The following is a 21,251-nucleotide window of genomic DNA, read 5'->3' as shown; positions in this document are numbered from 1 at the left end:
ATCGCAAAAATCGCCGTGCCCGACGACTCTGTGCTCACAGAGGTGCCGGGCACGTTCGTGTCCGACGCAGCCTTGTTGTCGGCACACGCGGCCGGCGATCGGGAGGCGTTCGCGACACTGCTGTCGCGCCATTACGACCATCTGTGGCAGGTGGCGCGGCGTACGAGCTACTCGCCGGAGGACGCGGCGGACTCGCTTCAGGAAGCTCTCCTGTCCGCGCATCGTATGGCCGCGAACTTCCGTGAGGATGCCGCGGTCCGTAGCTGGATGCACACCATCGTCGTGAACGCGTGCCTGGATCGCATCCGGCGCAACAAGGTTCGGCCCACGGTTCCACTCTTTCCCGACGATTCCGAAACTCCTCGTACGGGGCGGGATTCCATCCACGACACGGAGCTTGCCCTCGATGTGAAGACAGCACTGTTCACACTTCCGCCGGATCAGCGTGCCGCGATCGTGGCGATCGACGTCGAGGGATATTCGGTGCGAGAAGCGGCCCGCCGGCTGGGAGTACCTGAGGGGACGGTCAAGAGCCGGTGTGCGCGGGCACGTCGCAAACTCGCCGTCGTTCTCGGCGACCTACGGGAGTGAGGGAACCGAACACGAGTCCGGATCGTCTTACTCTGGTGAGGACAACCCACCCGCGAGGAGAACGCGCATGAACGAGGACGAGATACCACGTCCGCCGTACTCGCACGACCTGCTCGCCGACTTGCACGCGGGCGTGCTCGACGACGCCTCGGCCGACAAGCTCTGGCCTCTCGTACGCGCAGACCCGGAGGCCGCGGCCGTACTCGCACGACTCGACGCGGTGGAGTCGCGTCTCGGCGCGCTCCGCGACAGTGATCCGGCGGAACCGATTCCTCCTGCGGTGGCCGCCCGGATCGACGCTGCTCTGGCTACTGCTCAGCGACGACCTGCCCGAACATGGCTGGCGGGAGCCGGGGTTGCGGCGGCAGCGGTATTCGCCGGCGTGTTCGCACTCGTCCTGCTCCACTCGGCGCCCGGGGGAGACGACGACGCGGGTAGCGACGCCTACGCCGCCCACGAGAGCGACTCCGTGTTCGAGCCCGCCGAGCTACGCTCGATTGTCGGCACGACCTCGCTCGGCCCTCTCTCGGATACGGTTCGGCTCCGGGACTGCTTGGAAGCCAACGGTTTCGATTCGGATTCCCCTCTGCTGGGATCGCGGCAGACGGAATTCCGCGAACGTGACGCGGTCCTGCTGCTCCTCGGTGGACCGCACCCTCCGCAACTGACCGCGGTGATGGTCGGAACCGATTGTGACGCAAACACTCCCGCTACCCTGGCGGTTCATACCATCGGATAGGCGCTCGGCGTGTGTCGTCACTCGGCGATGGTCAGCAGCAGATGAAGTATCCGTGCGCGCAGCGCCGGGGTGTCGTCCTCCGCGGCGATCAGCCCGGTGAACAGTGCGGTCCCCGCCGCCATCACGAGCGCCGCCCGGGCATCGAGTTCCGCGTCCCCGTCACCGTTCTCGGTGAACAGCGCAGTACTCGGACCGCTGAAGGTTCGCCACAGTGTGCTGCGAAGGTCCTCGTGGTCACGCAGCGCCGCGAGGAGTCCGGGTAGGGCGGCGCGAACCTCGGGTCTCGAGAAGAGTTCGTTGCTCCCCGCGACGACCCATTCGATCCAGCCCTTGCGGTCGATTCCGTCGTACGGCGCCAGATCGGGTGCCGAGCCGAGCAGCGCATCGAGCACCAGGTGCGCCTTGCTCGGCCACCTGCGCGGCAGTGCGGCTCGCCCGACTCCTGCGCGCGCCGCGATCGCCCGCATGCTGAGGCCGTCCCACCCGTCCCGGACGAGCATCTCGCGGGTGACGGCGAGGACGTCACTGTCGATTCGAGGATCTCTCGGACGTCCCGCAGGTGCAGCTGGCATGGGCTCTCGTGTGAGTGGGACCAGACAGTGCCTGGTGTGTGATCGGGGTTATAGTCGGCCTATTACGATACCACTGGCATCGAAAGTAGGGTCATGACTTCGCCGCGATCCACCGTCTTCGAACCCGCCCGCCTCGGGCCTCTCACGCTCCGCAACCGCATCATCAAAGCCGCGACGTTCGAGGGTGTCATGCCCAAGGGTGCGGTCACCGACAAACTCGTCGACTTCCACGCCGAAGTCGCACGCGGCGGTACCGCGTTGACGACTGTGGCGTACTGCTCCGTCTCGCCCGCGGGTCGCGTCCACCGCGACACCCTCGTCCTCGACCGCGACGCCGTGCCCGGGCTGACCCGGCTCACCGAGGCCGTCCACCGGGAGGGCGCACTCGCGTCCGCGCAGATCGGGCATGCCGGGCTCGTCGCCAACCAGCTGTCGAACGGGATGAGCACCACCGCCCCCTCCACCCGGATCAGCGCCCCCGCGATGGGTCTCGTCCGCGGCGCGACACTCGAGCAACTCGACGCGATCGTGGAGGACTACGCGTCGGCCGCGCGATATGCCGTCGAATCCGGATTCGATGCGCTGGAAGTACACCTGGGGCACAACTACCTTCTGAGCTCATTCATGAGCCCCAACCTCAACAAGCGGACCGACCGCTACGGCGGAAGCATCGCCAACCGCACCGCTTTTCCCCGGCGTGTCCTCGCCGCCGTGCGCGCTGCGGCGGGGGATTCGGTCGCTGTCATCGCCAAGTTCAACATGACCGACGGCGTCCCGAAGGGACTGTGGCTCGACGAGTCGCTGCCCATGGCCAAGCTGATCGAGTCCGACGGCACCATCGACGCGATGCAGCTGACCGGTGGCAGCTCGCTGCTCAACGGGATGTACTTCTTCCGCGGCGACGTTCCGATGAAGGAGTTCGTGCAGTCACAGCCGAAGGTCATCGGCTGGGGCCTGAAGGTGTACGGACCCAAGCTCTTCCCGAAACTTCCGTTCGAGGAAGCGTTCTTCCTCCCGATGGCCCGGCAGTTCCGGTCCGAACTGTCGATGCCGCTGATCCTGCTCGGTGGCATCAACCGCATCGACACCATCGACAACGCCCTGCACGAAGGCTTCGAGTTCGTGGCCATGGGCCGGGCGCTGCTCCGTGACCCGTATCTGGTCGACAAGTTCCGCAACCACACCGCGGACGAAGGGTTGTGCATTCACTGCAACAAGTGCATGCCGACCATCTACACCGGAACCAAATGTGTGATCCGGGAAACCCTCCGGGACGTCCCGGGCGCGGTCTGACACCTCCGGGCGGCGGGCGCGCACCCGCTGTGGCATGACGCACGCTGCGAGGGGAACAACACCGTTTACCCTGGTGTTGACATCTGTGTATGCTGCCGCGCCGGTCTCTCGGCACGTGGCATCTACGACAGCCCCGACCGCCGACCGGAAGGCCTCCGCCGAATGACGACCTCGCCCACCATTCACGACCTCATCATCATCGGTTCGGGCCCGGCGGGATACACCGCCGCGATCTACGCCGCCCGCGCAGAACTCTCGCCCATCGTCTTCGAGGGAACGCAGTTCGGCGGCGAGCTGATGACGACAACCGAGGTCGAGAACTTCCCGGGCTTCAAGGACGGCATCATGGGTCCGGAGTTGATGGACCAGATGCGCGAGCAGGCGCTCCGCTTCGGTGCCGACATCCGTACCGAAGACGTCGAGGCCGTCGATCTCGCCGGCCCGGTCAAGACCGTGGTCGCGAACGGCGAAACCTACAGCAGTCACGCGGTCGTGCTCGCCATGGGCGCCGAACCCCGTTACCTCGGTGTGCCGGGGGAGGAGCGGCTCCTCGGCCGCGGCGTCTCCGCCTGCGCCACGTGTGACGGGTTCTTCTTCCGGGATCAGGACATCGCAGTGGTCGGCGGCGGCGACTCGGCGATGGAGGAAGCCACGTTCCTGACGCGGTTCGCGCGCAGCGTGACCATCATCCACCGCCGCGAAGAGTTCCGTGCCTCGAAGATCATGCTCGAGCGCGCCGAGGCGAATGAGAAGATTCGTTTCCTCACCAACACGAGGGTCCTCGAGGTCCTGGGAGAGAACAGCGTCTCGTCGCTGACCGTCGAGAACACTGTCACCGGCGAGCGCAGCGATCTCGCCGTCACCGGACTCTTCGTCGCCGTGGGACACGATCCGCGCAGCGCACTCGTCGCGGGACAGGTCGAACTGGACGACGAGGGTTACGTGAAGGTCGTCGGCCGCACCACTGCGACGTCCCTGCCGGGTGTCTTCGCGGCCGGAGACCTCGTCGACCACACCTATCGTCAGGCCATCACCGCGGCCGGCAGCGGTTGTTCCGCGGCGATCGACGCCGAGCGCTGGCTCGTCGCACGCCACGAGGTACCGCCCTCGATCGTGCCCGCCCAGGTCTGACCGTCCCACCCACCCCCCGATAACACGCGACACCAGGAGATAGCCGTGGCCGTCAAGGACACCAACACCGTCACCATCACCGATTCCTCGTTCGTCGAGGATGTGCTGCAGGCCGACAAGCCCGTGCTCGTCGACTTCTGGGCCACGTGGTGCGGTCCGTGCAAGATGGTTGCTCCGGTTCTCGAGGAGATCGCGGGTGAGCACGGCGACAAGCTGACGATCGCCAAGCTCGACATCGACGCGAACCCGTCGGCGGCCCGCGACTACCAGGTCATGTCCATCCCCACCATGATCCTGTTCTCCGGCGGCAAGCCCGTGAAGACGATCGTGGGGGCGAAGGGTAAGGCGGCGTTGCTTCGGGACCTCGCGGACGTCCTGTAGTACGGTCCCGAGGATCGATTCTCGGATGCGCCGCCCCGGGCCCCGGCTCCCGGCGCATCTGAGATAATTCCGTTCGATGCTGCCCTGCCCCGTGCCGGGCGCAATCCGGTCAGCACGGAAAGGCCCAACGCATGCGCCCTCTTCGTCACGGCGACCACGGCCCGGCAGTCGCCGAGATTCGGAGCACTCTGGCCGGTCTGGGTTTCCTGCACGCCCGTCCCGACTCCTCCGACAGCTGGATGGGGTCCGACGTCGTTTTCGACCGCGAACTCGACGGCGCCGTGCGCGCCTTCCAGCAGCAGCGCGGTCTGCTCGTCGACGGGATCGTCGGCGCGGCCACGTACCGCTCCCTCAAGGAGGCGTCGTATCGGCTCGGCGCCCGAACCTTGATGTACCAGCTGTCGGCGCCGTTGTACGGCGACGACGTGGCGGCGCTGCAGACCCGGCTGCAGGACCTGGGGTTCTACGTGGACCGCGTCGACGGCTACTTCGGCCAGAAGACCCACGAAGGACTCAGCTCGTTCCAGCGCGAGATCGGTCTCGCCGCGGACGGAATCTGTGGACCCGAAACGTTGCGGGCACTCGAGTTGCTCGGTACCCGGGTGTCGGGCGGATCGCCTCACGCCATCAGCGAGGAGGAGATCGTACGACGGTCGGGCCCCCAGCTGAGCGGTAAGCGCATCGTCATCGATCCCGGTCTGGGCGGCACCCACCACGGCATCATCGTGCCGAGCGCGCACGGGCCCATCTCGGAAGCCGACATCCTGTGGGATCTTGCGCGCCGCCTCGAGGGCCGCATGGCCGCGACCGGCATGGAGACGTTCCTCTCGCGCCCGTACCACGCGGATCCGACCGACGTCGAACGCGCCGGCACCTCCAACGCGTTCGGTGCCGATCTCATGATCTCGCTGCGCTGCGATTCGAGTTCGAACCCGCACGCGAGTGGCATCGCCAGCTTCCACTACGGCAACTCGCACGGTTCCGAATCCATGATCGGTCAGGTACTGACCGGGTTCATCCAGCGCGAGATCGTCGCACGAACCTCGCTGCAGGACTGCCGCAGCCACGGGCGCACCTGGGACCTGCTGCGCCTGACGAATATGCCCACCGTGCAGATCGATCTCGGTTACCTCACCAACGAGCACGACGCATCACTGCTCGCCGACCCGCGCACCCGTGACGTCATTGCCGAGGCAATCCTGGTCGCAGTGAAGCGCCTGTATCTGCTCGGGCAGGACGATCAGCCCACCGGTACCTACACGTTCGCCGAACTGCTGGCCGAGGAACTCTCCATCACCGAAACTCGCTGACTCGCTGCCGGGGACTCGGCACCGCGGTCGCCGGCACCTTTACGGCACACCCACCGCGGTGCGCCCGGTGACATCCTCCACGGTCAGTGAGGCCGCTTCGATCAGGCGCTCGAGAGCCGCTTCCACCTCTTCCTTCCATCCGTGGTCGCGGTCGAGTTCGAGCCGCAATCGGGGGAAGCGAGGATGCGGGGCGACCACCTCGAAGCCCATGTCCTCGAGAAAGTCGGCACCGATCATGCATTCGGCAGGGGAGCATTCCCGCGCGGAGGTGGTGCTGGGCACGTCTCCCGCCGACGGCCTGTCGTCCTCCTGCGGACGCACCCCGAACGCTTCGAGCGCCCGGACGTTGCGGCGGACCAGATCGGTCACGACGGCGCGGATGAGATCGGCACCCACATCCAGGTCGGACGCGTGAGGCTCGATGCGCATCGTGGTGAGCAGAATCGCGTCGGCGCTGACGGGTGAGGTCGGGAAGAGTCGCGCCCGGGGAACCATGTTAGGTGGCGCGTAGAACGCCACCCCTGCCACTTTGTCGTCGGTGTCCCCGAACGTGGCGACCTGTGCGCACGACCCCCACTCGAGCATGACCATGGACAGCCACGCTTCTTTCTCGAATTCGGGATCGCAGAAGTTGCGGGCATCACCGGCGGGCGCCGGATCCATTTCCCAGAACACACACCGCCTCGGGTGCGCAGGCAACTGCTCGATCGCACTCAAGGACAGCGGCGTGACTCGCGTCGACACGGGATACCTTCGCCTCCACGTCTTTCTCTCACAGACTTTTGTCCGACCCCCCTCGGGAAGTCAAGACTGGCGGGCCCGATCGGTCGGATCCGCGCCGACCTCACGGTCGGTCTGCATCATGGTCACGATACGTTCGAGATCGTCCACAGACCCGAATTCGACCACGATCTTGCCTTTGCGCTTCCCCAGACTCACAGTCACGCGGGTGTCGAAGGAGTTGGACAGACGCTCGGCGACATCCTGCAACCCCGGCATCTGGATGGGCTTCCGCTTCGAGGACGGCGACGGCGTGGGAGCACCACTGCGGTTCGCGAGCATGACCGCTTCCTCGGTCGCGCGTACCGACATCCCTTCGGCGACGATCCGCATCGCGAGTGCTTCCTGAGCGTCGGCACCGGCTTCGAGCGCGAGCAGGGCGCGCGCGTGACCCGCGCTCAGCACGCCCGCAGCGACCCGCCGCTGGACAGGGATGGGCAGCTTGAGCAACCGGATCATGTTCGTGATGACCGGGCGCGAGCGTCCGAGGCGTGTCGCCAGTTCCTCGTGGGTGACCTCGAACTCCTCGAGCAACTGCTGATACGCGGCCGCCTCTTCGAGGGGGTTGAGTTGCACACGGTGGATGTTCTCGAGCAGAGCATCGCGCAGCATCGCGTGATCGTCGGTGTCCCGGACGATCGCGGCGATCGTGTCGAGTCCCGCTTCCTGGGAGGCCCGCCACCGGCGCTCGCCCATGATGATCTGGAAGCGGTCATCGTCGGCTCGCCGCACCACGATCGGCTGCATCAGGCCGAACTCTCGGATCGAGTGGACGAGTTCGGTCAGTGCCTCTTCGTCGAAGACCTGACGGGGCTGCTTCGGGTTCCGGTCGATTCGGTCGATCGGGATCTCGAGGTACACCGCCCCGGCGGGAGAGGGGAGTTGACCCTGATCGACCTCGGCGGACGCACCCTCGTCGCCTTCCGTGTCCGGCGCCGTGGATTCGGGAGAGGCAGGCTTCCCGTCGCCAATGATGAGGTCCGCTGCGGCGGATCCGAGTCCGGACGGCGACGAGGACATTCCCGGTGACGCACCGGCACGTCGACTGGGGGCAGGCTTCACGGGCGGCGCGGGAGCGGCCGGTGCCGATGCGCTGGTCGTCGATTCGGTGGTCGTGGAGGTGGTGGTCGTCGAGGTGGGCGCTGTCGTGGCCGGCGCAGTTACCGGTGGACCGGTCGGGATGAGAGCAGCCAAGCCTCGTCCGAGCCCGCCCTTGCGTGTCGCACTCATTCGTTCCCCTGCTTCTTCTGTATCCCGCGTGCCGCCAGCTCGCGACCCGCATCGAGGTAACTCATCGCGCCGCGCGATCCCGGATCGTAGTCGAGAACTGTCATCCCGTAGCCGGGAGCTTCGGAAACCTTCACGCTCCGGGGGATGACGGACCGCAGCACCGCGGACCCGAAGTGTGCGCGCACCTCGGAGGCGACCTGATCGGCAAGCTTCGTGCGGCCGTCGTACATCGTGAGCAACACCGTCGAGACATGAAGGTCGGGGTTGAGGTGCGACTGCACGAGTTCGATATTGCGCAGCAACTGCCCGACACCTTCGAGGGCGTAGTACTCACACTGAATCGGGATGAGCACTTCCTTGGCTGCGACAAGAGCGTTCACCGTCAGCAGGCCCAGTGACGGCGGGCAGTCAATGATGACGTAGTCGTACTCGCGCGGCCCGAGCGCGTCCTTCGTGAGTGCGTTCCGGAGACGGTTTTCGCGAGCCACCATCGACACGAGTTCGATCTCGGCGCCTGCCAAGTCGATGGTCGCCGGGATGCAGAAGAGGCGCTCGCTGTGGGGACTCTGCTGGACGGCGTCGACGGCGCGGACCTCGCCCAGGAGGATTTCGTAACTCGACGGAACGCCGGAGTGATGAGGTACTCCCAGCGCGGTACTCGCGTTGCCTTGAGGGTCGAGGTCGACGACGAGCACCGTCAGACCCTGGACCGCCAGCGCGGCGGCGAGGTTGACCGCGGTCGTGGTTTTGCCGACCCCACCCTTCTGATTCGCGATCGTGAACACGCGGCGCTCGTGCGGCTTCGGGAGAGCAATTGCATCGCTCGGGTGGAGCACCTGACTCGCGCGATGTGCCGCAGCGCCGATCGGCGTATCCATCGCGGAAAACCCATCGAAGGGGACGGGTGAGAACTCGTCGTTCATCGCCTCGGTTTCACGTGAAACAGCGGATTCAGATCCACCCGTCATAGAACGCTCCTTAAACGTTTGATCCGCACGGTCCGCACGCTACATCCTCTTCGCTCCGGGGACACGGCGCACGGGACGCGGCCTGTTCGAGCAACGAGGAGGCGAGGCATGTCCGAAGAATTGGTCGTGGCTTCGACGCGTCGACTCACGTCCACTTCCTCGGTCGGTTCAGTATTCCACCCGCATTCTATGTGGCTGCCACGCGATCACACCGCAGGACGTTCCACGTGAAACAACGCTTCTTTGTTTCACGTGGAACATTGCGGGCCGGGGGAGTGGGGAATGTTTCACGTGAAACTACGACACGTGTCGCTTGGGTCGCTGAGATACGGGTATTGCTCACTTTCGATTAGCCGAATAACTTGTTGCGCAACGTGTTTGAAATTCTGTCACCGTAAGACGTTGTGCCACAGCGTTTCCCTCATCCGGAGAACTTTTACACGGCACGGTCCCACTTCTGGCGTCACAGTGACGAAAAGAGAAGGGGTCCCGGTACCCGCCCACACGGGAACAAAATCGACCCTTGACGCCGTCCGAACACTTCCGGATGCCACTCAGTACTCGAGGGACTGCCTCGAGCTCGAGAGGCATCCCGGTCGATCGGTACTCGAGATGTCCGGCGCCGGCTCGAACAAAACAAGCCCCTCGACTCCGCGAGGGGAGTGAGGGGCTCGTTTCACGTGGAACAGTTACTTGTTCTTTCTCCGCCGCGAAGGACGTGGCATGCGCTCCGCTTTCACAACGAGTGTCGGAACCGGAAGCGCATCGCGGCCGCACTCGAGCACCTCGAGATTGCCGGCACCGAGGCGGGCAAGCTCGGCTCGGTCTCGCTCGATCTCCTCGTGCGCCGAGGAACCTTTCAACGCGAGCATGCGGCCGCCTTCGTGGATCAGGGGGAGGGACCACTTGGCGAGTTTCGCGAGCGGCGCGACCGCCCGCGACGTGACCACGTCGGCTCCGCCGGCTTCCTGAAGCACACTCGGCTGTTCCGCGCGGCCTCGCACCACCAAGACATTGTCGAGACCGTTGGCTTCCACAAATTCCGCCAGATAGACCGTGCGTCGCAAGAGCGGCTCGACGAGTGTGATTCTCAGATCGGGTCGAGCGATCGCCAGCGGAATACCCGGCAAGCCCGCTCCGCTGCCGACATCGACGACGGCCTCGTCCTCCTGGATGAGTTCGCCCAACACCGCGCAATTCAAGATGTGACGCTCCCACAGTCGGGACACTTCACGCGGACCGATCAGTCCGCGCTCGACTCCGTCGACCGACAGTGAGCGATGGTAACGCTCGGCAAGCTCGAATCTCTCGCCGAAGATCTGCTGGGCGGTGGCCAGCAATCCTGCCTCGTCTTGTTCCACGTGAAACATCCTCTCGTGCCGACGGCGTGCCGGCGGTGCCGGTCCCGCTGGCCTCCATCGAATAAAAAGAGGGACCCCGAGTGTTCAGGGTCCCTCTTCGAGCCGAAAGCGGACGGCTCAATCCTGCACGATCACAACGCGCCGATGCGGTTCGGCGCCTTCGCTCTCGCTGGAGACCCCGTCGACCTTCGCGACCGCATCGTGCACGATCTTGCGTTCGAAGGGAGTCATCGGGGCAAGTTCCTCACGACCGCCGCCGGCCAGGACCCGCTTCGCGGCGGAGGTACCCAGCTCGGTCAGCTCGGCACGCTTGCCCGCACGCCAGCCTGCGATGTCGAGCATGAGCTTGCTGCGTTCCCCGGTGGCCTGCTGCACGGCGAGACGTGTGAGCTCCTGGAGGGCGTCGAGAACGTCACCGTTGGTTCCGACGAGCTTGCTCAGATCCTTGCCGCCGTCGATGCTCACGACGGCCCGGTCACCCTCGACGTCGAGGTCGATGTCGCCGTCGAAGTCGAGCACGTCGAGCAACTGTTCGAGATAGTCGCCGGCGATTTCCCCCTCTTCGATCAAGTCCTCGTCGTCGACCACGTCGGTGTCGAGTTCAGGCTCGCGCGCCTCGCCGGTCACCTCGATGTCCTCCTGTGCCTTGTCCAGGTCACTGGCCATGATCAGCTCTCTTCTACTTCGGTCAGCGCCGCTTGCGCTTGGAGTTCTTGGGACGGCTACCCGGCTTCGGGGCCGATGATCCGGGACCGGACGTGGGCGTCGAGTTGCCGTTCGCCTGAGCGTCTACGTCCTTGGTCAGCGAGACCTCGGGCGTCACGTCGGTGGCCGCACCGTCGGCAGGAGCACTCTCCGCCGCAGCGACGGCGCCCTTCTTCTTCTTCGCCTTGTTCGGACGGGCACCCGGCTTCGGGGCGTTCTCGTTGCGGCGTGCGAGCGCCGCTGCCCGCTTCTCTTCTTCTTCCTGATCGATCTTCCGGAAGACGAGATGCTGCTGGCCGTACGTCCACACGTTGTTGCTCACCCAGTACAGGATGATGGCGATCGGGAGGAACGGACCACCGACGAGCACACCGAGCGGGAACACGTAGAGCGCGAGCTTGTTCATGATCGCGGCTTGCGGGTTCGCGGCAGCCTGAGTGCTCTGGCGGGCGACGGAAGCGCGGGCGTTGAAGTGCGTGGCGATACCGGCCACGATCATGAGGGGAACGGCGACCGCCGCGATCTGCCACCGCGAAGGGATGTCACCGAACGGCGCGAAGGCCTCGAGCGAGGCGATCGGCTGAGTGATCCACGACGAGATCGGGGCACCGAACAGACGCGCGCTCAGGAAGGATTCGACATCTTCCGGGCTGAAGGCGTAGTTGCCGACACGTGCGTTCTCTTCCGGCGTCAGGCCGAGCTGGCCGAAGCCGGTACCGGTGCGGTTGAAGGACCGCAGCACGTGGAACAGACCGATGAAGACCGGCACCTGCAGCAGGACCGGCAGGCAACCCATCAGGGGGTTGAAGCCGTGTTCCTTCTGGAGCTTCTGCATCTCCAGTGCCTGGCGTTGCCGGTCGTTGGAGTATTTCTTCTGCAGCGCCTTGATCTGCGGCTGAAGTTCCTGCATCTGCCGGGTCGTGCGGACCTGCTTGACGAACGGCTTGTACAGGATGGCGCGGAGGGTGAACACGAGGAACACCACCGACAACGCCCACGTCCAGCCGCTGTCGGGAGCAAGGACGAACGAGAAGGCTTTGTGCCAGACCCAGAGGATCCAGGACACGGGATAGTAGATGAAGTCGAGCACGGCTCTATGTACTCCTCGGGTCGTCCATGTCGCCACGGAGAGGCGTCGGTCTCAGGTCTTCGCTCCGGTCAGGTACCCACGTGGGACGACCGATGACTCCGCTCGGGTACCGGATCCCATCCTCCAGGATGCCAGGGAGCACATTTGAGCAGCCGCACCAACGTGAGCGCCGTGCCGACCACGAACCCTCGCACGCGCAACGCTTCGACCGCGTATTCGCTGCAGGTGGGAACGAATCGGCACGTCGGCATCCGGGTAGGCGACACGTACGTGCGGTAGAGCTCGATACAGAAGATCAATGCCCTTGCCGGCGCCGAACGGATGGTGTTTCCGCTCGCATTCGGGGCGGTCATGCGGGCTTCCCGGCATCGGCGTGGACGCCTGCACTCTCGGCAGGGACGCTGCAGGACTGCTCCTCGCCGGTGGGAGATGCGTCGAGAAGAAGTCCGAGCCTGGTCAGACCCGACCGGAGCTGCTTGTCGAGTTCCCGCGAATCCGCGGTCGCCGAGCCCGGAAGAGCACGCAGCACGAGGTCGGTGTTCTCGGGTACTCGCTCGACGAGGCCGGCACAGATATGACGAAGCCGGCGTGCGACTCGATGTCGAATCACCGCCGGCCCGACAGCCTTATTCACGACGAGCCCGAAACGGGGACCGTCGACACTCACCAAGAACTCGGACCTATCACGCTCGAGAGCGTGAATCACCAGGTCCCGCCGCCCCTGACGGCGACCGCGACGGACGGTATCGGAAAAGTCCGTGCGGCGCCGCAGTCGATACGGCTCAGGTAACACCCCGAGCTCCCGTTACGGGATCAGGCGGTGAGTTCGGCGCGGCCCTTACGGCGACGCGCCGTCACGATCGCGCGACCCGCACGGGTCCGCATCCGGAGACGGAAGCCGTGGACGCGCGCGCGGCGTCGGTTGTTCGGCTGGAACGTCCGCTTGCCCTTAGCCACGGTCAACACTCCTCGAGATATATGTGACGCCGGCAGGCGCCATCGGTCTAACGTGTACGGATTTTCGCACGACCCGTGCGCAATGAGTGCAGCACGGATCTATCACTTCTGCATGAGTGACTGTTCGAGGCTACGCGGATTCCGACGCGAAATCAAACTGCGGTCTCTGTGCCCGCGCGGTCCCGGGTGCGGTGCACATCCGTCGAAAGTCGGGGCCCGAACACCCCTGTGTCCCACGTCACGGTGGGTTACGCTCTCTCGCATGGCTTCGTCAGCGAACCCGCAGCGCATAGGCCGTCTTGCCCATTCGCCGCACGTCCATAGACGATGCGCGCGGCCGCCGGTCGCGTGCCGTCGCTCCTGACGCGCCGCACAGCGCCACCGCGCGGAGCCGATCTCGTGTGCCAGACTGATCACGAAGCGTCGGCACACCGACGGGCCCCTCGAATCAGGTCTTCCACTTCACCTGTGCACACAGTTGCACCACTTCTGCAGACATCCACCGGGTCGTCCCCCCCGGTTGTCCACACCTGTGGATAATCGTGTGGAAATCATGTCGACCTGTGGGAGGAAGCTACGTGAACGACGAGCCGAACGCGCTTGCCGATGTGTGGGCGGACGTCGTCGCCGAGCTGACAGCGGACGACGGAGTGCTGACCAAGAGCCAGAAGGCGTGGCTTGCGCTGGTCAAGCCGATCACGCTGGCCCAGGGTTTCGCGCTGCTGTCGGTCCCGTCCACGTTGGCCCAGCAATCCATCGAGCGTGACCTGCGCGAACCTATTCTCCGGGTGCTCACCCGCTACCTGGGTCATCGCGTGGAAGGACTGGGCGTTCGGGTCGAGCCGCGCGAACGCATCGACGACCCCGCGGAGGATCCGTACGCGGAACCCCGCGACACTCTGCCCCTCGAGGGCCTTCCCGAGGACCGGGGCGCCGGGGATACCCGCAGCGGAGAGAGCCGCGCCCGCGATGCCCGGCGCGAGCCGGCGGGATCTCGAGACGGTGGTTCGCCTCGAGACGGTCGCTCCTCCCGCGACGGCATGGCTCCCGGCGAAGGCATCGGGCACCTCCGGCGGAGGTACACCACAGCCCGCGACCACGACATGCTCGACGGCGAGCCCGGCGACCACGAGGAAGTGGACGACGACCGGGAGGCACTGACCGCCGTCCGCGAATCGTGGCCGTCCTACTTCACGCAGCCGCCACCTCCCGAGACGCCCTCCATGGGCAGCAGCAGCCTCAACGCGAAATACACCTTCGACACCTTTGTGATCGGCGCGTCGAACCGCTTCGCCCACGCCGCGGCCGTCGCGATCGCCGAAGCCCCGGCCCGGGCATACAACCCGCTGTTCATCTGGGGTGCGTCCGGTCTCGGCAAGACCCATCTGCTGCACGCCGCCGGTCACTACGCCCAGCGGTTGTTCCCCGGTATGCGGGTCAAGTACGTCTCCACCGAGGAATTCACGAACGATTTCATCAACAGCCTCCGCGACGACCGCAAGGTCGCGTTCAAGCGGCGGTACCGGGAGACGGACATCCTCCTGGTCGACGACATCCAGTTCATCGAGGGCAAGGAAGGTATCCAGGAAGAGTTCTTCCACACCTTCAACACGCTCCACAACGCGAACAAGCAGATCGTCGTCTCGTCGGACCGTCCTCCCAAGCAGCTGGCAACCCTCGAGGAACGCCTGCGCACCCGGTTCGAGTGGGGCCTGATCACCGATGTCCAGCCGCCCGAACTCGAGACGCGCATCGCGATCCTCAGCAAGAAGGCGCGCATGGACGGGCTCAACGTTCCCCATGACGTCCTCGAGCTGATCGCCAGCCGGATCGAACGCAACATCCGCGAACTCGAGGGTGCGCTGATCCGCGTCACCGCCTTCGCGTCCCTCAACCGCCAGCCGCTCGATCTGACGCTGGCGGAGGTCGTGCTGCGTGATCTGATGCCCGATTCGACGGCTCTCGAGATCAACGCAGCGACCATCATGGCGGTGACCGCGGAGTACTTCGGTACGTCCATCGACGACCTGTGCGGTCCGGGCAAGGCGCGTCCACTCGCGCAGGCCAGGCAGATCTCCATGTATCTCTGCCGAGAACTGACGGATCTGTCACTGCCGAAGATCGGGCAGACGTTCGGACGCGATCACACCACAGTTATGTACGCGGACAAGAAGATTCGCAAAGAGATGACGGAACGCCGGAAGGTGTACGACCAGGTCCAGGAACTCACCGCGCGGATCAAGCAGAGGTCCAAGCGGTAGTCCTCGCCGCAGAAAGCTGTCCACAGGGAGTGCCCACACGGGCGCTCCCTGTCCTGTTTCCGTCCCGCATCTCGAGAAAGTCCGGGTACTCACACTTGTGGACAAGGGTGTGTACAACATGGGATCTTTGTGGACGGACGGTGGACAGAGGACTAACACTCTCGAGGAGTCCACATTCCATCCTCGAGTAGTCCTCGAGTTCATCCTCGAGTGCGGCGCCTCGAGAAGGGCACCCCACCAGCCTAGACGTCGATCGGTCCACAGATTGCACAGGACCTATTACTACTTCTGTGAGTTCTTCTGAGAAATACTATTTAAAAACAGGTGTGTGGATGAGCTGTTCCACAGGCGTCTCGAGTGAGGTGCCCTCTCCCGGCCCCAGCTTTCCAACCAGCCAGGGAAGGCATACCGTGGAGCCGCATCCCCCGACGCCGCCCCGCGGAGTCGGGGCCTTGTGTCAGACTTCGTACGACTTGTCGAGACCACGATCGAAGGGATCCACCGGGCGATGGAGCTTGGAAGCATGAAGTTTCGTGTTGCTCGCGAGGACTTCGCCGACTCTGTCGCGTGGGTTGCCCGGAGTCTGCCGTCACGACCTCCGGTGCCCGTCCTCGGCGGTGTCCTCCTCGGAGCCGAAGAGCAGGGCCTGACCGTGTCGGGATTCGACTACGAGGTCTCGGCGCAGGTCCACGTGGCGGCCGAAGTCATCACCACCGGCCAGGCCCTCGTGTCGGGCAAGTTGCTCGCCGACATCACCCGTTCGCTGCCCAACAAGCCGGTCGACGTGGTTCTCGACGGCACGCGTGTACTCATCACGTGCGGCAGCGCAAAGTTCTCGCTCCCGACGATGCCCGTCGAGGATTATCCCCAGCTCCCCGAGCTGCCCCAGCAGACCGGCTCGCTCGCCGGCGACCTGTTCGCCGAGGCCATCAGCCAGGTCGCGGTGGCAGCGGGCAGGGACGACACCTTGCCGATGCTCACCGGCATCCGGGTCGAGATCGACGGCACCGACGTGGTGCTCGCCGCCACCGACCGGTTCCGCCTCGCGGTGCGCAAACTCGAGTGGATGCCGACCACGGACACCACCACGGCCGCAGTGCTCGTACCGGCGAAGACTCTGTCGGAGGCTGCGAAAACCGTTGGCGGGTCGTCGAATTCGCCCGTGCAGCTCGCACTGGGTAGCGGTTCGTCGGTGGGCGCCGAAGGTCTGCTCGGCATCGTCGCCGACGGCCGCCGCACCACCACGCGGCTCCTCGATGCCGAATTCCCCAAGTTCCGCCAGCTGCTGCCGAACGAGCACACAGCGATGGCCACCGTCGAGATCGCTCCGCTCGTCGAGGCGATCAAGCGTGTCGCGCTCGTTGCCGAACGTGGCGCTCAGGTCCGACTCGAGTTCACCGACGGCGGCGTGCTCCTGTCCGCCGGTGGCGACGATGCGGGTCGCGCCGAAGAATCACATCCCGCCGAGTTCTACGGTGAACCGCTGGTCATCGCGTTCAACCCCGGTTATCTGCTCGACGGCTTGACGTCGCTGCACACCGACAAGGTCTCGTTCGGGTTCACCACCGCGAGCCGGCCCGCCGTGCTCCGGCCCGCACTCGAGCAAGAACCGTCGCCCGACGCTTCGGGTACCTTCGCTGCTCCCGAGAGCGATTACACCTATCTGCTGATGCCGGTGCGCCTGCCGGGCTGACCGGCGCGCCAGATTTGGACGGTCCGTGTACGTTCGCACCTTCTCGTTGCGCGACTTCCGCTCCTGGGAAGCCGTCTCCGTGGAGCTGTCGCCAGGAGCGACGGTCTTCGTCGGCCGCAACGGACACGGCAAGACGAACTTGCTCGAGGCTCTCGGATACCTGTCGAGCCTGTCGTCGCACCGGGTCGCGTCCGACACACCGCTGCTGCGCGCCGGTACGACACGTGCATTCACAGGTGCGCAGGTCGTCAATGCGGGTCGTGAGCTGGGCATCGACATCGAGATCAACGAGGGCAAGCCGAATCGCGCCCGCATCAACCAGTCGCCGGCTCGTCGCCCCAGGGAGATTCTGGGGATTCTGAGGACCGTGTTGTTCGCGCCCGAAGACCTGTCGCTCGTCCGCGGTGACCCCGGTGACCGGCGCCGGTACCTCGACGAACTTCTCACCACCCGTTATCCCCGGATGAGCGGCGTCCGGGCCGACTACGACAAGGTGCTGCGGCAGCGTTCGGCGCTGCTCAAGACAGCCGGAGGCGCGCTGCGCCGGGGCACGCGCTCGACCGACGGTACGAGTGCGCTGGCGACCCTCGATGTCTGGGACGGGCACCTCGCCGCACACGGATCGGAGTTGCTTGCGGCCCGGCTCGAGTTGTTGCACGCTCTGGCCCCGCACGTGTCGGAGGCATACCGCTCGATCGCGCCCGAATCCCGTCCCGCCCGCCTGCGATATCGCAGCAGCCTCGGTGATGCACTGCCCGACGAGTTCTCCGATCCGGCCCGCGTTCCCGCACCGGACGACCGTGAATTCCTCGAGACCGTGTTCCTGCACCGTCTGGCAGAAGCGCGGAACAAGGAGATCGAACGCGGTGTGTGCCTGGTGGGCCCGCACCGCGACGATCTCGAGTTGATCCTCGGCGAGCACGGTGCGAAGGGATACGCGAGTCACGGCGAATCGTGGTCGTTCGCGCTCGCGCTCCGGCTCGGCGCCTTCGCTCTGCTCCGTACGGACGGTACCGACCCCGTGCTGTTGCTCGACGACGTCTTCGCCGAACTCGATCGCCGTCGCCGCGCTGCGCTCGCGGAGGTCGCTGCGACCGCGGAGCAGGTACTGATCACCGCGGCTGTTCCCGAGGACGTGCCGGACGAGTTGAGCGGCGCGCGGTTCCCCGTGGAGGTGGAAGACACCGACCACGGTCGGATCTCTGTGCTGGGATCGGTGCAATGGGCAGACGCACAATCGGTCGGGAGGTCCGATGAGTGACGAGTCACGGCCACAGGACGGTTCGCCGTCCGGCGAACCGGAACTGAAGGGTGTCGACCTCGCACGGCGCGCGCTCGAGGAAGCTCGAGCAGCGGCCAAGGCCAGCGGCAAGGCAGTGGGACAGGGTCGCGCGTCGCGCGGGAACCTGCGTCCTCGCCGGCGTCGCCGCGGCTGGTCCGGCCCCGGACCAGACGACCGGGATCCGCAGCCTCTGGGCGCTCTCACCGGCGCGGTAGCCAAGCAACGAGGCTGGTCGACGCACGTATCCGAGGGCACCGTCCTCGGCAGTTGGGCTCGTGTGGTGGGCGAGGACATCGCCGGCCACGCCCAGCCGACGACACTGCGCGACGGCATCTTGCATATCTCGGCCGAGTCGACGGCCTGGGCAACCCAGTTGCGGATGATGCAATCGCAGATCCTGGCGAAGATCGCCGCGGCCGTGGGCCACGGCGTGGTGAAGGAACTGCGCATCAGCGGACCCACGGCGCCGAGTTGGCGCAAGGGCGAGCGGCATGTCCGTGGACGTGGTCCTCGCGATACGTATGGGTGATCCAGGTCGCCCGCGAGCATCACGAGCGCGGAATGAACCCGACGTAGGAAATTACGTGTGTTGATGCGCGCGAGGCCCGCTGCGGGGATATCAGCGGGGTAAGCAACCGCATTCTGTGTCGCCCCCGGCATACGAGGGTCGGGCACGTAGGATGGATGAAGAATGCCGCGCGCGTTGTGCGGGGCCGAGGCGGAGAAGGAGAGCTACCCACCCGTGGCTGCCCAGAAGTCGAACAAGAGCAACAAAGACTACGGTGCGTCGTCCATCACCGTCCTCGAAGGACTCGAGGCGGTACGCAAGCGCCCTGGTATGTACATCGGTTCCACCGGAGAGCGTGGTCTGCACCACCTGATCTGGGAAGTCGTCGACAACTCGGTCGACGAGGCGATGGCCGGGTACGCGACGAAGGTCGAGGTCACCCTTCTCGAGAACGGTGGCGTGCAGGTCGTCGACGACGGCCGCGGTATCCCGGTCGGGATGCACTCGTCGGGCGTTCCCACGATCGAGGTCGTCCTCACCCAGCTGCACGCCGGCGGCAAGTTCGACTCGGATGCGTACGCCGTGTCCGGTGGTCTGCACGGTGTCGGCATCTCCGTGGTCAACGCGCTGTCGACCACACTCGAGGTCGAGATCGATCGCGACGGGTACCACTGGGAACAGACGTACACCTATTCCAAGCCCGGTGAGCTGGTCAAGGGTGAGCCGTCGACACGGACCGGCACCACTGTCCGGTTCTGGCCGGACCCGGACATCTTCGAGACGACCACCTTCAACTTCGAGACGGTCGCGCGCCGCCTGCAGGAAATGGCGTTCCTCAACAAGGGACTGACCATCACGCTCTCCGACGAGCGCGTGCTTCCCGAGGAAGTAACCGACGAGGTCGTCCTCGAGACCGCGGACGCGCCGAAGACCGCCGAGGATCAGGAACTCGAGGCCAAGAAGCCCGAGGTCCAGAAGGTCAAGACTCGCGTCTACCACTACCCCGGTGGTCTCGAAGACTATGTGCGCCACCTGAACCGCACGAAGTCGCCGATCCACAACTCGGTGGTGGGTTTCACGGCCAAGGGCACGGGCCACGAACTCGAGGTCGCGATGCAGTGGAACTCGGGTTACTCCGAGTCCGTCCACACCTTCGCCAACACCATCAACACCCACGAGGGTGGTACGCACGAGGAAGGCTTCCGTGCGGCCCTGACCACCGTGGTGAACAAGTACGCGAAGGACAAGAAACTTCTCAAGGAGAAGGATCCCAACCTGACGGGTGACGACATCCGTGAGGGTCTCGCGGCGATCGTCTCCGTCAAGGTCGCCGAGCCGCAGTTCGAAGGACAGACCAAGACGAAGCTCGGCAACACCGAGGTCAAGTCGTTCGTACAGAAGGCGTGCAACGAGCACATCTCGCACTGGTTCGAGGCGAATCCGGCCGACGCGAAGACGATCGTGACGAAGGCAGTGTCGTCCGCTCACGCCCGTCTCGCAGCCCGGAAGGCGCGAGAACTGGTGCGGCGCAAGAGCGCTACAGATATCGGTGGTCTGCCGGGCAAGCTCGCCGACTGCCGCTCCAAGGATCCGAGCAAGTGCGAGATCTACATCGTGGAGGGCGACTCGGCCGGCGGTTCCGCGAAGTCGGGCCGCGACTCGATGTACCAGGCGATCCTCCCGTTGCGCGGAAAGATCATCAACGTCGAGAAGGCCCGCATCGACCGGGTGCTCAAGAACGCCGAAGTCCAGTCCATCATCACGGCTTTCGGCACGGGCATTCACGAAGAGTTCGACATCGCGAAGCTGCGGTACCACAAGATCGTGCTGATGGCCGACGCCGACGTCGACGGCCAGCACATCGCGACATTGCTTCTCACCCTGTTGTTCCGGTTCATGCGGCCGCTCGTCGAAGACGGTCACGTCTATCTGGCGCAACCGCCGCTGTACAAGCTCAAGTGGCAGCGGAGCGAGCCCGAGTTCGCGTATTCCGACCGGGAGCGGGACGCGTTGCTCAAGGTGGGTCTCGAGTCCGGTAAGAAGATCAACAAGGACGACGGTATCCAGCGCTACAAGGGCCTCGGCGAGATGAACGCGAAGGAACTGTGGGAGACCACCATGGATCCGGCCGTTCGCGTTCTCCGTCAGGTGACGCTCGACGATGCCGCCGCCGCGGACGAACTGTTCAGCGTCCTCATGGGTGAGGACGTGGAGGCACGCAGAAGCTTCATCACGCGCAACGCCAAAGACGTACGGTTCCTCGACGTCTGACGCGGGGCCGCTCGGCGGGCGCTGAGCGAAATCTGACCACATCGGGATCCCTTTTGTGAGAGACATCACATTAGGGGTCCCGATGATGTGACATGTGACAGTGACACGCTGGTCGCGCTGGCTGGCTA

The 21,251-nt window shown here is 65.3% G+C and carries 21 protein-coding genes; 11 read left to right on the top strand and 10 right to left on the bottom strand.

Annotated features, from left to right (window positions below; all coding sequences use genetic code 11):
- Positions 1-57 precede the first annotated feature (57 nt).
- Positions 58-591 (top strand): RNA polymerase sigma factor SigM, encoded by a 534-nt coding sequence (gene sigM / locus ACLQ3J_RS11785; RefSeq protein WP_296551360.1) that lies wholly within the window; start codon positions 58-60, stop codon positions 589-591.
- 67 nt (positions 592-658) lie between these two features.
- Positions 659-1,330, top strand: a complete 672-nt coding sequence (locus tag ACLQ3J_RS11780; RefSeq protein WP_425903307.1) for a hypothetical protein — start codon at positions 659-661, stop codon at positions 1,328-1,330.
- Between the two features lie 17 nt (positions 1,331-1,347).
- Here the strand turns inward: ACLQ3J_RS11780 and ACLQ3J_RS11775 are convergent, their stop codons facing one another.
- Complete coding sequence (locus ACLQ3J_RS11775; RefSeq protein ID WP_425903306.1) at positions 1,348-1,902, bottom strand: TetR family transcriptional regulator; 555 nt, start codon at positions 1,900-1,902, stop codon at positions 1,348-1,350.
- Between the two features lie 93 nt (positions 1,903-1,995).
- Between ACLQ3J_RS11775 and ACLQ3J_RS11770 the strand changes: the two genes are divergently transcribed.
- From ACLQ3J_RS11770 to ACLQ3J_RS11755, 4 genes are all read left to right on the top strand, one after another.
- Positions 1,996-3,195, top strand: a complete 1,200-nt coding sequence (locus ACLQ3J_RS11770) for an NADH:flavin oxidoreductase (RefSeq protein WP_425903305.1) — start codon at positions 1,996-1,998, stop codon at positions 3,193-3,195.
- Between the two features lie 162 nt (positions 3,196-3,357).
- Positions 3,358-4,326 carry a thioredoxin-disulfide reductase gene (gene trxB, locus ACLQ3J_RS11765; protein ID WP_169620911.1) on the top strand — a complete coding sequence of 323 codons (969 nt, stop codon included), beginning with the start codon at positions 3,358-3,360 and terminating at the stop codon, positions 4,324-4,326.
- Positions 4,327-4,371: 45 nt separating this feature from the next.
- Positions 4,372-4,707, top strand: coding sequence for a thioredoxin (gene trxA, locus ACLQ3J_RS11760; RefSeq protein WP_169620910.1), 336 nt, complete (start codon positions 4,372-4,374; stop codon positions 4,705-4,707).
- A gap of 131 nt (positions 4,708-4,838) precedes the next feature.
- A complete protein-coding gene (locus tag ACLQ3J_RS11755) occupies positions 4,839-6,017 on the top strand; it encodes an N-acetylmuramoyl-L-alanine amidase (RefSeq protein ID WP_425903303.1) in 1,179 nt (392 codons plus the stop codon).
- A 39-nt stretch (positions 6,018-6,056) separates the two neighbouring features.
- On the opposite strand, the gene ACLQ3J_RS11750 is transcribed toward ACLQ3J_RS11755, so the two are convergent.
- From ACLQ3J_RS11750 to rpmH, 9 genes are all read right to left on the bottom strand, one after another.
- Positions 6,057-6,761: a GNAT family N-acetyltransferase gene (locus tag ACLQ3J_RS11750; protein WP_422423275.1), complete on the bottom strand. Its 705-nt coding sequence runs from the start codon at positions 6,759-6,761 to the stop codon at positions 6,057-6,059.
- 60 nt (positions 6,762-6,821) lie between these two features.
- On the bottom strand, positions 6,822-8,027 hold the full coding sequence (locus ACLQ3J_RS11745; RefSeq protein ID WP_422423274.1) for a ParB/RepB/Spo0J family partition protein: 1,206 nt from the start codon (positions 8,025-8,027) through the stop codon (positions 6,822-6,824).
- Positions 8,024-8,995: a ParA family protein gene (locus ACLQ3J_RS11740; RefSeq protein ID WP_169652312.1), complete on the bottom strand. Its 972-nt coding sequence runs from the start codon at positions 8,993-8,995 to the stop codon at positions 8,024-8,026. Before ACLQ3J_RS11740 ends, ACLQ3J_RS11745 begins: the two co-directional genes overlap by 4 nt.
- A 689-nt stretch (positions 8,996-9,684) precedes the next feature.
- Entirely contained in the window at positions 9,685-10,365 is a 681-nt protein-coding gene (rsmG, locus tag ACLQ3J_RS11735; RefSeq protein WP_169652311.1) for a 16S rRNA (guanine(527)-N(7))-methyltransferase RsmG, read from the bottom strand.
- 108 nt (positions 10,366-10,473) lie between these two features.
- Positions 10,474-11,022, bottom strand: coding sequence for a protein jag (locus ACLQ3J_RS11730; RefSeq protein WP_169620904.1), 549 nt, complete (start codon positions 11,020-11,022; stop codon positions 10,474-10,476).
- A gap of 22 nt (positions 11,023-11,044) precedes the next feature.
- Positions 11,045-12,151 (bottom strand): membrane protein insertase YidC, encoded by a 1,107-nt coding sequence (gene yidC / locus ACLQ3J_RS11725; protein WP_169620903.1) that lies wholly within the window; start codon positions 12,149-12,151, stop codon positions 11,045-11,047.
- A gap of 68 nt (positions 12,152-12,219) precedes the next feature.
- Positions 12,220-12,504, bottom strand: a complete 285-nt coding sequence (gene yidD / locus ACLQ3J_RS11720; protein WP_425903301.1) for a membrane protein insertion efficiency factor YidD — start codon at positions 12,502-12,504, stop codon at positions 12,220-12,222.
- On the bottom strand, positions 12,501-12,944 hold the full coding sequence (gene rnpA, locus ACLQ3J_RS11715; protein WP_425903300.1) for a ribonuclease P protein component: 444 nt from the start codon (positions 12,942-12,944) through the stop codon (positions 12,501-12,503). Before rnpA ends, yidD begins: the two co-directional genes overlap by 4 nt.
- A 20-nt stretch (positions 12,945-12,964) precedes the next feature.
- Entirely contained in the window at positions 12,965-13,108 is a 144-nt protein-coding gene (gene rpmH, locus ACLQ3J_RS11710; protein ID WP_169620900.1) for a 50S ribosomal protein L34, read from the bottom strand.
- Positions 13,109-13,686: 578 nt separating this feature from the next.
- Here rpmH and dnaA point away from each other — a divergent pair.
- The 5 genes from dnaA to gyrB all read left to right on the top strand — a co-directional run bounded on the left by dnaA (position 13,687) and on the right by gyrB (position 21,123).
- Positions 13,687-15,369: a chromosomal replication initiator protein DnaA gene (dnaA, locus tag ACLQ3J_RS11705; protein WP_169652310.1), complete on the top strand. Its 1,683-nt coding sequence runs from the start codon at positions 13,687-13,689 to the stop codon at positions 15,367-15,369.
- Positions 15,370-15,877: 508 nt separating this feature from the next.
- Positions 15,878-17,062, top strand: coding sequence for a DNA polymerase III subunit beta (gene dnaN / locus ACLQ3J_RS11700; RefSeq protein ID WP_425903298.1), 1,185 nt, complete (start codon positions 15,878-15,880; stop codon positions 17,060-17,062).
- A gap of 25 nt (positions 17,063-17,087) precedes the next feature.
- Positions 17,088-18,323, top strand: coding sequence for a DNA replication/repair protein RecF (gene recF / locus ACLQ3J_RS11695; protein WP_425903297.1), 1,236 nt, complete (start codon positions 17,088-17,090; stop codon positions 18,321-18,323).
- Positions 18,316-18,873, top strand: a complete 558-nt coding sequence (locus ACLQ3J_RS11690; protein ID WP_169620896.1) for a DUF721 family protein — start codon at positions 18,316-18,318, stop codon at positions 18,871-18,873. Before recF ends, ACLQ3J_RS11690 begins: the two co-directional genes overlap by 8 nt.
- Positions 18,874-19,086: 213 nt before the next feature.
- A complete protein-coding gene (gene gyrB / locus ACLQ3J_RS11685; protein WP_169621078.1) occupies positions 19,087-21,123 on the top strand; it encodes a DNA topoisomerase (ATP-hydrolyzing) subunit B in 2,037 nt (678 codons plus the stop codon).
- Positions 21,124-21,251: the final 128 nt, after the last annotated feature.

Origin of the sequence: Rhodococcus sp. DT1, assembly GCF_049844875.1 — a bacterium.
In the GTDB taxonomy this organism is placed as follows: domain Bacteria; phylum Actinomycetota; class Actinomycetes; order Mycobacteriales; family Mycobacteriaceae; genus Rhodococcus.
The sequence above is the reverse complement of the archived record's forward strand: the minus strand, read 5'-3'. Positions and strand labels throughout refer to the sequence as shown.

Bases quoted from the DNA above. Each gene is read 5' to 3' on its own strand.
- rsmG (WP_169652311.1), bottom strand. From the start codon at position 10,365: ATGTTTCACGTGGAACAAGACGAGGCAGGATTGCTGGCCACCGCCCAG.
- dnaN (WP_425903298.1), top strand. From the start codon at position 15,878: ATGGAGCTTGGAAGCATGAAGTTTCGTGTTGCTCGCGAGGACTTCGCC.
- ACLQ3J_RS11690 (WP_169620896.1), top strand. From the start codon at position 18,316: ATGAGTGACGAGTCACGGCCACAGGACGGTTCGCCGTCCGGCGAACCG.
- yidD (WP_425903301.1), bottom strand. From the start codon at position 12,504: ATGACCGCCCCGAATGCGAGCGGAAACACCATCCGTTCGGCGCCGGCA.
- ACLQ3J_RS11775 (WP_425903306.1), bottom strand. From the start codon at position 1,902: ATGCCAGCTGCACCTGCGGGACGTCCGAGAGATCCTCGAATCGACAGT.
- ACLQ3J_RS11745 (WP_422423274.1), bottom strand. From the start codon at position 8,027: ATGAGTGCGACACGCAAGGGCGGGCTCGGACGAGGCTTGGCTGCTCTC.
- ACLQ3J_RS11780 (WP_425903307.1), top strand. From the start codon at position 659: ATGAACGAGGACGAGATACCACGTCCGCCGTACTCGCACGACCTGCTC.
- ACLQ3J_RS11770 (WP_425903305.1), top strand. From the start codon at position 1,996: ATGACTTCGCCGCGATCCACCGTCTTCGAACCCGCCCGCCTCGGGCCT.
- trxB (WP_169620911.1), top strand. From the start codon at position 3,358: ATGACGACCTCGCCCACCATTCACGACCTCATCATCATCGGTTCGGGC.
- ACLQ3J_RS11755 (WP_425903303.1), top strand. From the start codon at position 4,839: ATGCGCCCTCTTCGTCACGGCGACCACGGCCCGGCAGTCGCCGAGATT.
- ACLQ3J_RS11740 (WP_169652312.1), bottom strand. From the start codon at position 8,995: ATGACGGGTGGATCTGAATCCGCTGTTTCACGTGAAACCGAGGCGATG.
- ACLQ3J_RS11730 (WP_169620904.1), bottom strand. From the start codon at position 11,022: ATGGCCAGTGACCTGGACAAGGCACAGGAGGACATCGAGGTGACCGGC.